Source organism: Chryseobacterium carnipullorum (assembly GCF_900142785.1).
GTDB lineage: Bacteria > Bacteroidota > Bacteroidia > Flavobacteriales > Weeksellaceae > Chryseobacterium > Chryseobacterium carnipullorum.
Genome location: NZ_FRCD01000008.1, coordinates 179,914 through 191,975, shown reverse-complemented (window position 1 = coordinate 191,975; position 12,062 = coordinate 179,914). Strand labels below are relative to the sequence as shown.

Annotated in this window: 6 protein-coding genes and 2 tRNA genes; 2 read left to right on the top strand and 6 right to left on the bottom strand. The window is 38.1% G+C overall.

Translation table 11 applies throughout. From position 1 onward, the window contains the following. Positions 1–2: 2 nt before the first annotated feature. Both BUC06_RS11045 and BUC06_RS11040 read right to left on the bottom strand, forming a co-directional pair. Complete coding sequence (locus BUC06_RS11045; RefSeq protein WP_083564053.1) at positions 3–6,437, bottom strand: RHS repeat-associated core domain-containing protein; 6,435 nt, start codon at positions 6,435–6,437, stop codon at positions 3–5. Positions 6,438–6,461: 24 nt separating this feature from the next. Further along, a complete protein-coding gene (locus BUC06_RS11040) occupies positions 6,462–6,893 on the bottom strand; it encodes a hypothetical protein (RefSeq protein WP_073333752.1) in 432 nt (143 codons plus the stop codon). A gap of 581 nt (positions 6,894–7,474) precedes the next feature. Here BUC06_RS11040 and BUC06_RS11035 point away from each other — a divergent pair. Beyond that, positions 7,475–7,549 (top strand) — tRNA-Pro (locus BUC06_RS11035). 32 nt (positions 7,550–7,581) lie between these two features. Then, positions 7,582–7,655 (top strand) — tRNA-Arg (locus BUC06_RS11030). A gap of 585 nt (positions 7,656–8,240) precedes the next feature. Here the strand turns inward: BUC06_RS11030 and BUC06_RS11025 are convergent. The 4 genes from BUC06_RS11025 to BUC06_RS11010 form a co-directional block, all read right to left on the bottom strand. Continuing rightward, the gene (locus tag BUC06_RS11025) at positions 8,241–9,083 is read right to left on the bottom strand and encodes an SH3 domain-containing protein (protein ID WP_073333859.1); all 843 of its coding nucleotides are present in this window, start codon (positions 9,081–9,083) and stop codon (positions 8,241–8,243) included. 17 nt (positions 9,084–9,100) lie between these two features. Then, on the bottom strand, positions 9,101–9,928 hold the full coding sequence (gene prmA, locus BUC06_RS11020; RefSeq protein WP_073333749.1) for a 50S ribosomal protein L11 methyltransferase: 828 nt from the start codon (positions 9,926–9,928) through the stop codon (positions 9,101–9,103). A gap of 310 nt (positions 9,929–10,238) precedes the next feature. Beyond that, positions 10,239–10,952: a 3-ketoacyl-ACP reductase gene (locus BUC06_RS11015; protein WP_073333746.1), complete on the bottom strand. Its 714-nt coding sequence runs from the start codon at positions 10,950–10,952 to the stop codon at positions 10,239–10,241. Positions 10,953–11,259: 307 nt separating this feature from the next. Further along, positions 11,260–12,006 carry a glycerophosphodiester phosphodiesterase family protein gene (locus BUC06_RS11010; protein ID WP_073333744.1) on the bottom strand — a complete coding sequence of 249 codons (747 nt, stop codon included), beginning with the start codon at positions 12,004–12,006 and terminating at the stop codon, positions 11,260–11,262. Positions 12,007–12,062 lie beyond the last annotated feature (56 nt).

The following is a 12,062-nucleotide window of genomic DNA, read 5'->3' as shown; positions in this document are numbered from 1 at the left end:
TTTTACTTAAGTCTATAGCAATTGCCATCGTTAGCAAAAACAGTACATCCTCCTACATTCTGAAGGGCTTTTTCTGCTCCATATTCATTAGTTCCAGGTGTAATGTAGCTGTCCTGCCCGGTAACTACCTGATCCCAGATCCCGTTCCCTTGCATTACTGACCAGCCTTGGGTTCTAACCTGAATGATATGTCCGAACTCATGCCCGTAAGTATCCGAATTTGTACTGTTGAATACAGCGACATTATTTCCCCATGTCACTTCTCTCTTACCTCCACCACTTGTCCAAAGAGGCTGTAAAACCTGATAAAGTCCTCCTTTTCTCCATCTTACTCCTTCCGATGAAACACCCGTTTTTTTGGACATTTTTTCCACCTGCTCAAGTTTCGCTTTATCTGGAATAAATGTAGCTCCAAAGGTAACGGTCATTGCAAAACTCTGAGAAGCGGCACCGTAAGCACCATTAATCATTCCTCTCTTCATGCCTTCTCCCATATCTTTTCCGCTTAAGGCAGCAGCCACAGTACCTGACACACCTCCTAATATAGCACCTTTACCTGCATTATATACAAGTTCTCCGGTTGCATTAGCCAGCCAGTTTCCATCAATCGCCTGCCATTCGCTCATTTTCGCTCCCATATAACCGCTTACAACACCTGCTGCAATAGTTCCCCAGCCAATGCTGTCTCCCATAGCTACTCCGGTACCTACCTGAGAAGCAACACTTGTCAGCATATTCATCGTAGCACTCTGCCAGAAAGATCCTGCCATCTGGGCGGCGGCGGCCCCTATACCTCCGGTAATAGCCCCGGAAATGGCTCCATATAAAACAGAAGTCCCGAGTCCTTTCAGATTCCATGAACCATTTAATAAGGCAGGAATAGAATAAGTTACCACTGCAATGGCAGCACTTACAAGCGCTCCGTATGCCATTCCTATCAGAATAGGGATAAAGGCAAACTCCCCGCTAGGATCGGTATACATTAACGGATTATTTAAAACGTAACCATACCTGTTGTAGCTTTGTGTATTCAGCGGATCCTGAATATAATTATCCGTAGATAAGAACGTATGCAGGTTAGGATCATAAAGCCTTGCATTCATATGAATAAGGCCAACCTCAAATAAGTGCTCATGCCCTGTATATCCTCTTTCGATGATCATACTTCTGGAACGGATAGTAGCACCTGCCTCATTGGTTAACTTAACCAGATTACCCCATGCATCAAAATGCCTTCTTTCCTGTACATTTCCATTCTGATCGGTGATCGCAAGTAATGATCCCTGAAAATCTCTGTGCAGATAGTGGATACTGGTTTTAGTAAGTCCGGAAACTGTAAACTCCTGAATTTGCATTGCCGGAGCCGAATAGGCATCCCCACCTATGTAAGTAATAATCTTTTTATTAACAAAAGTCCCGTTAGGTCTGCCTATCAGGTTAAAACTGTAAGCTTCAACACTTTTATCATCAGAATAATATTTATGCTTTGTATAAATCAGGAATCCAGGTTCGTAGCCTGACATTGCAGACGATCTGTTCTCATGGATATTATAGCCAAATACCATCTTTTTAATTCCGTCATGAGAAATATGTACCGGTAGCCTGTTCGCATTATATTCTATTTCCTGAAGCTGATTTACGCTGTAATAAGAATCTCCTATCGCATTTAAATTGATTCCTTTCTTACGATATCTGCTCGCTGCGTCATATTTATAATCACCAACGTTGCTGCTATTGTTGATTCTTCCATAGTTGTCATAGCTCTGAGTCTGGGTTCCTGAAGGATCCGTCCATGAAACCAATCGCTGCAAATTGTCATACTCAAAGGTTTCATTCCAACCTCCCGGCTGAATTGAGTTATTGGATCTTGACGCCAATGTTCCCAGTAGTGCATTAAAGTTGTAGGTATTATCCAGAACAGCAATATTATTGGCATTCATATGATTAATACCTGACAAATAATAATTGGAATCGTACGAGTTATTGATCTGTACTCCATTTCCTAATGTAGCACTCAGAATCTGTCCTTTCTCATTGATCTGATTCTTTTTCCAGATTATCACTCCTGAAGTAATGTCTTTGATCTTATCCAGAATTCCGCATGAAGCATATAGTTTCTCAATATTCACAAAGCTTACGGCACTCCCTGATTTGGTTTCCGTAAATTCTGTTCCTATTCTTCCAAAGCCGTCATATGTATATTTTTTTGTAACAATGATGTGGGCAAGGTCTTCTACTTTTGTCTTGGTTCTGAAATAGTCATCATATTCATAGGTGAATGAATTAGGCATTCCGTTTGCCGTTCCGATTTCTGATTCCAGCAATCCGTTAGGCTTATAGGTATAATTAATGCTGATGTCTGTATTGTCTCCCAGAATCTTTTTGGAAACAGTTCTTCCGTACTGGTCATACACATATGTTGTTTTACCTTTAGAATCTTCTTCTTTGGTAAGCTGCCCGATAGCATCATAGGTATAAGTACGGTCACCATCTATAGACGGATCTGTCAGCTTGGTTTTTCTTCCCCATCCGTCCTGCTCTGTTGAAACAACGTGTCCGCCATAATTAGAGGACTTTACATTACCGTTAGCAAAATAAGTATAGTTAATTTCACCGCCATTATCTACCATTTTAACTTTATTCCCCCATGCATCACTTGTAATGGTCTGCGTTTTCTGTCCTTCTGTTACTGTTACTGACAGGCCGCTGTATGTTGAAGAAGCCGTTTTTCCGGTAGGCAGTGTTATTTTTTTCACTCTGCCATAATCATCTACTTCCGTGGATGTCCATCTTGTAGGAGAAGATGTTGAGAAATACGGGTCACTTACTTTATATGCTCTGTCCAGTATATCATACTCTGTTTTTACATTGATCCATTTGTTATTGATACTCAATTCGCTTTCTACACGGTTTCTTCCCCAGATATCCGCAAATGTTTCTTTTACAGCTCCTGTAGGTGCTTCCGTTCTCAGCTTGATTCCGTTTACAAATTCACCTGACGTAATCCAGTCATAGAAGTATTTGGTTTCTTTATTATAGAAATCTGTTTCTTTAGTTTTCTTCTGCCAGCCATCATATGAATAGGTGATTGCCTGGTTAAGATGATTGGTTTTAGAAAGCAACAGACCGAAGTTCGTATCATAGGTCATGTTATCTTCAAAGCCAATTGTATTGGTAAGTTTTGTTACAAATCTTCCGGAAGGGTCGTACTGAGTTTTTTCTATTCTCGGTACTATTCCCACTGCTGTTAAAGTTTTTTTATTAACATTTCCGAAGGCATCATATTCGTAATCTTCCGTTACATAATCCGTATTGTTTCCTTTTTTCTTTACCTGGCTCAAAAGGTTGTTGGCGTATACAAAGACCTGTTCGGTAGAATAAGATTCACTTCCCAGTGTCTGTGTTTCGTTTTTCTTAGTAGGTCTTCCTATATAATACTGATTGGAAACTCCCGCCTGATTATTATCAAATTCAAAAAGTGTTACTTTTTCTCCACCCGGAGCAACTTCTCTCAGCTTGGTAAGGTTATTGAAGCTGTCGTAGATATCATAAAAAGTAGTTTTGGTAACTCCTGTTAAATTATCAATTTTTGCAGCCTGTGAAACAAGATTGACAAATACTTTATTAGGCAATAAAGAGGTATTATAAACTTTTGTACTTTTTGTGATAAAATTTGAAGGTGAATTAAAATCAACAAAATCATTCAGAAGATAAGATTCAACATTTGCGCTTCTTTTTTGAGGCGACTGTTTTGTTATCGTCCATAGTTTTTTCGTGATATCACCACCGTAAACTGATGAAGTAGCTATTCCTTTGTATCCAAGGAAACCTAAACCATCCAGATTGGTTACCGCGCCTTTGTATTTATAATCCTGGATTTTTTCTTCCCCATTAGCACTTTTGGTAACTTTACTTACAATCTGTGTAGACGGTGAAATATTAATATTCGCAAAAGGATATACTTCTTCGTTATCCGCCGTATAAATACCACTGCCATTATCAACAAGAGGACTGTAGGTAATAGTGGTTGTAATCCCGTTTTCTTTGATCCTTTTCAGAGATGTATCAATACGGTTATCTTTTTTGAAAGAAACATATTTGATTTTATCCCCACCAAAAAAGGCATAGTCCAGATTTTGGTTGGTAACACTTGAGTTGCTCAGGAAAATTGGTGTTCCTTTGTTAATTGCTCCTCCATAAGTGAAATTGTTCTGCCATCCGTCAATATATCCGGAAAAATTAGGCAATCCGAAGGCATCGCTTCCTATATTATATCTTACGCCTCCTTTATCCCTGATAGAATAATTATCTCCATAATGCAGATAAGGATAATTATAAGCCTGTCCTCCCTGTGGATAGTTATATGGGGTAAGAATATCATGGTAGAAAGCATCTGCTTTGCCGTCGCCATTAATATCTGCGAAAGTATAAAAATACTGCTGAAGCATATACCCGCATAAATTACCGCCAGAACCATCAGGATAACATGTATTGATCACCTGCGGTTTGTAATAGTTCATGCCGATATCTTTTGAAGACCCGTTAAAATGCTTTCCGTTCGCCGTAAAGAAGAACCATGTGGTATTGGCATTTCCTCTCGGAACAACGACATCCGTTTTACCGTCTCCGTTAAAATCTGCTACAAAAACTGGTAAATCTGAATTTAACTGACTGTTTAAGTAGCTGTCTGTTGTTTCATGAACCAGCTTAAAAACGTTATCCTCTACCGTAAAGACATACATCTTTCCGCTGTTGATCACATACAGATCGGACTTCCCATCCCCATCAAAATCAGCAACGTATAATTTTGATGCTGAACTGATCGCATTGGTATATCCAATACTCATTGGCTGCTGATCTGAAGAATCAGTAGCATTAAGTTTTAGCAGGTAAGCGCTGGATCCGGACATGGTGTAACTTTCCTGGCAGCAGTGCGTAGGAATGGTTTCTCCCGGAAAAGGATTGGGATCTATAACAGGTCCTGAAGGTCCTCCACTGCATATTGTAGGATAATATACCGTATAAGGAAGAGATATAGCCAAAACATCTGTAATTCCATCTCCGTCAAAATCTCCACTGATATATCTTTTAGGAATTCTTGAATAATACACATCATCTCCCCCTATAGGATAACATCTTTGATTGTAAGCTGCAGGAAAAATAAAGGTATTAGTAAAGGCCAGATCCAAAGAGCTGTAAGAAGTATTTGAAATATAATTATTCAATTTAACAGTTTCCTGATCCATAGCAAGAATACCGTCTGAAACCGTAGTAATAGCATCAAGATTGTAAAATTTATTATTGCTGAGTACCAGTTTAGAGGTAAATACATCTGAAAATTTTGGCACACTGATCATTCCTCCCGCTACATTCGAGGTAGAATTCATCAGCTGGCTGGAGTTAAACCGGTAAAGCTTATCCTTAGAATTCGGATAGGTCATAAAATCCAGAGCACCGTCATGATCAAAGTACCCGGAAACATACTGCCAGCTTCCGTTATCAAAAGCCGGAGAAACACTGGTAATTGTTTTGGAATTATTTGTGATTCCGTTATCCGTTGTATCATATTCAAAAGTTACAGGTGCAATAGATTCGTTGCTGCCGTTATATTCCTGAACTTTTATAAGACGGTCATAATTCAGTGATGTGGTGTTATACTCCAGTTGATATTTACGGAAAAGCAGATTATTGGCCAGCACTTCTATCTTATCAAGCTTTCTGGAAATATTTTTAGACATTCCCCCATAGAACTGAGTATTTTCAGTACGTGCGGCATTGTTGTAAGAAAACTTTATTTTATTGATATTAGGAGTTCCCGCAGAGGAATTTCCGCCATAATCTATAGCTTCAATATATCCTACAGAATACGTAAAGCTGATGGTATTATGCTGTGCATCCTCCATAGAAACCATTCTGTAGTTAAATACATCTGAACCGTAGTCCCAGGCATATTTGGCCACAGAACCGTTAGGATGATACACCAAAAAATAAGACGGTGTATACGGATCTGAAGAAGCAACAGAAACTACCTTTACATTGGAATAGTTTTCAAGTTGGTATTCAGCATTTCCTCCATAGGTTCCCGATTTCAGAATCAGCTTCTGCCCATCCATAACAAATCTGTCCTTTTCATCCAGATCCACCGGGTCTACTCCTCCGTCATGGAATCTGTTGGATGTCGTTCTTATAATGGAAGACAGTCCACTGATGTTCCATCCCCATCCGGCTATACCGTTTCCAGACTGACTGGAATAATCCAGGGAAATACTGGGCGCAACATCTTTTATCCCCGGTAAATTTTTAATAGGAATAGAATAGCTGGCTCCTCCACTTAAGGATACGGAAAAAGCCCCAGCAGTCTGTCCTATACCCTGAGCATTCACAAGGTTTGCCATGCCTATTAAAAGCACGACAAATAGTGAGAGTTTTTTTCTCATTATACAATAATTTAAGTTATATGGTTAGTGTTTCAGTACTTTGTAAGTAAGTTTTTCTCCGTTGTTCAGATAGAAGATAATAACGTACATTCCTATTGGCTGATCTGAAAGATCCAGTACCACTTTACCTTCTCTTTTGTTAAAAGGTAGCGGTCGGATCTGGGTAAAATTATAGGTAACATAGTCAATTTTTTCGATCCGGTCTCCCAGTTCAGGGCTCCAAACCAAATTAACCTTATCTGTTGTAGGGTTGGGATAAAGTTTAATTTGATCAACTGAGGGAACAAATTTCTCCGCGGTGATCAGCTCCTGTTTTACAACTTTACTGTATGGAGAGCAGGTAGCACAATACTTCCTGATTTTTTGGTTTCCACCTGTATCATGTTCAAAACTTAGGGTCTGTGCCACTACGCTTTGAAAAAAAACTACAGGTAAAATGAGTAAAAAGTTTTTCATGTAATTAATTTTCTCCAAAAATAGTGAAATAGTTAATATTGACAATAGCATCATCTTAATTCCATATTAATAATTTAAAATTGATAATGAAAAGTATTTCGCTCAATTTCATCCTAAACGTTACAAAATAAGGAATCATTTATAGAATTCATTTTAATAAATAAGCTCACAATTTTCCAATAAATAGCGATCCCCATAGAATAGAGCTATATTCTTAATATGCGAAACGATCAAAGAAAGCATCGTACATTATTTCTTTTGAGTGGCTTTAAGACTTTAATACTGCTAAGTTATTTTTGTGACAGGAATTTTTTATTCGTGTGTGCAGAAAAAAATTACTGCTAAAAAAAGTTACTACGTCCAAGGGAAGCAAAAAATGAATAGCTATAAATGTAAAACACTGATATTAAACAATCAATGATCATTTCTTTCGGAAAACAGCCCTATATTTCTGGCTTTACCCTTTTAATGCAGGAAAATTTTATTAAATATTTTTTCACATTAGTCTTTTTTATTCAAAATAATTTTCTATCTTTGCACTCGCAAAAACGAAGTAAAATTCGTTAAGATGACCTAATAATCGGGGCGTAGCGTAGTCCGGTCATCGCGCCTGGTTTGGGACCAGGAGGTCGCAGGTTCGAATCCTGCCGCCCCGACAGTTTTAGTAATTTTTTCAAAATTATTTAATGGGTGCGTAGCTCAGCTGGATAGAGCATCTGCCTTCTAAGCAGACGGTCAAAGGTTCGAATCCTTTCGCGCTCACTTAAAAAGACTTTACATTTTTGTAAAGTCTTTTTTGTTTGTATTACTTCCATGTGCTATCTATTCAGACTCTATTGAGAATCTTTAGACCAATACTACATCGGACATTCTTCATAAGATCCAGAGGAAAGACCAAGTCATTCCCTCAAATCCTCTAGGTATTGTGACTTTAATTTTCAGTTTACGATGTTGCCGTCTATACACCTCATTTAAGGCAAAACTAATGATATGCTTCAAGGTTATCCGGAACAAGGGTATTTAAGTCATTTTCGGCCTTTAAATGGACAGTGTGAGACTAAACATCATTTATCCTTTCTCTATATCTTTATATATATTCCCATTATCAGTAGTAAAGTCATATTCACCTGCGTTTTTAGGGTACTACAATTGATTCTATCAAGAACAAGAGGATCAGTTTCTAATCTGTATTGAACACTCAAAGACTGGCGGGACTTATTTGCGCTATACGTCATATCAAAATTGAGTAAATCTCAAATGGACATCATTGAAATTTCCTATTAAAAAAAACTCATAAAAAAAACACTGCAATTCATACAGTGGTTACATTTATTTTTATTTAAAAGCTTATTTGAGCTGATAAGAACTTCCATTCCAGAGATAGGTTTTGGATGAACGTTTTTTCTTTTCCCTGTCTTTATCATCTCTTTCCATTTCCTCGATTTTAAAGATAAAGGCATTCGGAATTCCTCCCTGGTCGTTAGGAAATACAAATTTCTCACTGTGATAGTATACATCAGCATCACCTACATTGGTAAGCTGAGGAAGGGCAACCAATTTTTTATCTCTAAAAAGCACATACTGGTCATAGCTTGCAATTCCACAGGCTTCGCCGGACACCATCGCTTTAAGGGTTAATTCTACATTTTGTAGTTTATGACCACTTTCAATGGTAAATGTGCCATAACTCAGCTCCTCGCCTCTTCCAGTATCAAAATACACCTCATCGATCAGCGTATTTCCCTCCATCACTTTTATCCCTGCGATATTCTGCTTTTCAGTTCCATTATATTCTTTACTCTTGCGGTCTATCGTTTTTGATAATCCAAAAAGGAAGTCATATCCATTTTTGTTACGATAGCCTACAGAGAGGTTACCACCCCAGATGTACCCTTCAGAGACAGCATCTCCTTTCTGATAGGAAATCTTGTACCAGTTGGCGCCTCTTTCACCCAATCTCAGAACGGCTTCTTCTTTTTTAAGGATCATTATCTGCTGATTGGTGTTCAGGGAGTCGGTTACCTCTGATTTTACATTGGGTTCCTTTCTTACTCTGGTCCAGTCTGTGAAAATTTTCTGGGTTTTATTTTCTTCAAAGCTGAAAATGCCATCAGGATAGGTCATATTGTCTTCCTGCGCTGAAAAAAGCTGGATGAACAATACCCCTATAACCGTTAGTAAGGATTTCATATTAATAGTCGGTTTCATTATTTTTCAAGTAACAAACTTACCCATTCTTCACGCTGAAGTTTCTTTTTCAGTTCAAGTCCGCTTTCTTTGCATACTTCAAGAATATCATCTACATCAAAGAAACATAATCCGGAAAGAAGCAATTTGCCACCTTCATTCATGACAGAAACATAGGTAGGAATATCAGAGATCAGGATATTTCTATTGATATTCGCCAGAATAATGTCAAAATTCTCTTTTCCTAAGTTTTCTGCAGTTCCCAGTTCAATATCCAATTCCACACCATTTCTTGCAGCATTTTCTTTTGAATTTTCCACAGACCATTCATCGATATCAATTGCTTTTACCTCTCCGGCTCCCTGCTGCTTTGCGTAGATCGCCAGTACAGAAGTTCCGCATCCCATATCAAGTACCTTCTTACCGTTAAAATCAATATCCATCATCTGCTGGATCATCAGATGGGTCGTAGGGTGATGGCCTGTTCCGAAAGACATTTTAGGCTGGATGATGATTTCATGCATTCCAGGTACAGATTCATGGAATTCTGCCCTGATCATTACTTTATCATCGATATTGATGGGTGAAAAGTTCTTTTCCCATTCCTCATTCCAGTTGATGTTGGGCATTTCTTCAAAAGAATAGGTGATTTCCACATTTTCGTTTTCAAAAAGCGGAAGGGTCTTAAGATCCTCTTCCTTAAACAGTTCTTTCTGAATATATCCTAAAATTCCGTCGATCTCTTCTGTAAAGCTGTCAAAACCTATTTCGATAAGCTCTGCCATTAATATCTCATTCCATGGCTGTAATGGAGAAATCTTGAAATTGAATTCTAAATAATTTTGCATGTGCGTAAGTAATTTACTGCAAAAATAAGAATGTTATTACGGTAAAAAAAACGGAACCGTTATCCGTTCTATTTTTTTCTTGATTTTATTTTTATTTTAATGTCTTTGACGCTAAGTTTTTGAATTTATCGATTGATTTTTAAGATCGAAGGTACTTCGCTCAGCAGAGGCTGGAAAAATAAAAGTAATTTTTACATATGACCACTGGTATCAATTAAAAAAAGCGAGCAAAAGCCCGCTTCTATTGAATATTTTTATTGCATGATTACTTCACTTCGTATGATCTGCAACCACTACCAATCAATTGTTCTTAAGGATTTGTAGAGAAAATAGAAGCATTGGCAATCAACGCTCTTCTGTTCATTTTCAGAATATCTCTTACCCATTCTGCAAAGTCTTCCGGCTGAAGAACTTTATCCGGATTTCCATCTGTAAGTCCTCCCTGAATACTCATATCGGAAGCAATGGTACTTGGTGTCAGGGTGATCACACGGATATTCTGTTTTCTCCATTCTGCCATCATGGACTGAGACAGAGAAACGACTGCCGCTTTTGAAGCCGCATACGCAGACATATTAGGCCCCCCTTTTAAACCTGCAGTAGAAGCTACATTGACAATATCACCTTCCCCATTTTCTTTCATAAACGGATGAACCGCTTTAGCCGCATAGTAGACTCCAAATAAATTCGTTTTAATGACCTGTTCCCAGGTTTCAGAAGGCATGTCTTCGATGCTTCCAAAGTCTCCGATCCCTGCATTATTCACTAAAATATCAACCCCACCAAGTTGTTTTGCAAGGGACTCAATCCCCGTTTTTACTTCAGATTCGTTATCAATACTGAAAACCGCATAGGCAGAATTTACTCCAAGCGCTTTGATTTCTTCCACTGTATTTTTAAGGTTCTCTTCATTTCTACCGGTAACCGCAACATGTACGCCTTCATTAGCCAAAGCTAATGCAACCGCTTTCCCAAGTCCTCTTCCACCACCTGTTACGATGGCATTTTTTCCGTTGATGTTCATAATAATATTGTTTCTTAGGACAAATTTACGAAAGAACATTTTGACAAGCCCCAGAGAATATGGATTTAATAGAATTTTAATAGTTAATAGCACCTAGCTCAATTTTTTTAACCTCAAAAGGAGCAAAATTTTATTAATCTGCTTTATTTTAAAATTTGATATTTCTAAACTGAAAGTTCTTGTATTAACAAACAGTAATTCCCCTCCCGCAGAGGGGTGGCGAAAATGCAAAGATTTTTTGACGGGTGGTTTATAAAAAAACCTGCCTCCAAGAGACAGGTCGTTAATTTTGAGTAATAAAAAAATATTATTTATTTTTTAACTGATCAGGAATATTGGTGGTCACAAAACCGATCCCCTGATTTTTTAACTGGTCGTATACTGCAGGATCATTCACTGTCCACGCATTCGTGATAAGACCTAAAGCCTTACCTTCTGAGATCCATGTAGGGTTTTTCTGAAAAACGCTGTAATGGTAGTCCATCCCGTCAAGGCCTTCTTTCTTGATCTGCTCAGGAGATAATTCTCCGTTCAGATACTGCACTTTGAATTTCGGTTCCAGTTTTTTGATCTCTTTACAGATGTTTAGACTGAAAGAAATATATTCACTCTGACCTTCCAGCTTCATGTCCTTAATCATTGTAAGGGTTTTCCGGGTGATTTCGTTTTCTATTTCCGGCGTTTTGGCAGGTTTGATCTCCACGATCAGCTTTAAAGCGGGATCTTTTTTTCCCTGCTTCAGGTAGTCCTTCAGTGTAGGAAATTTTTCGCCGTTCGACAGCTTCAGTGCTTCCAATTCTTTGAAAGAAGTTTCAGAAATCTCCATGTCACCGTGATGCTCATCATGATTGATCACAAGAACGCCGTCTTTGGTCATTCTCACATCGAATTCGGATCCGTATATTTTTAATTTCTGGGCATTTTCTAAAGATTGAATAGAATTTTCCGTGGTAGGCGGTTGTGCCTGGAAATAGCCTCTGTGTGCGATAATCTGGGTTTGTGCCTTCATTAGGACTGTACTTAAAACTGCTAACCCTAAGATAAAATTTTTCATAATACAATTGAGATAATTAAATAAAAATCTTAAAAACGTTTGATAAAGGTAGTGTT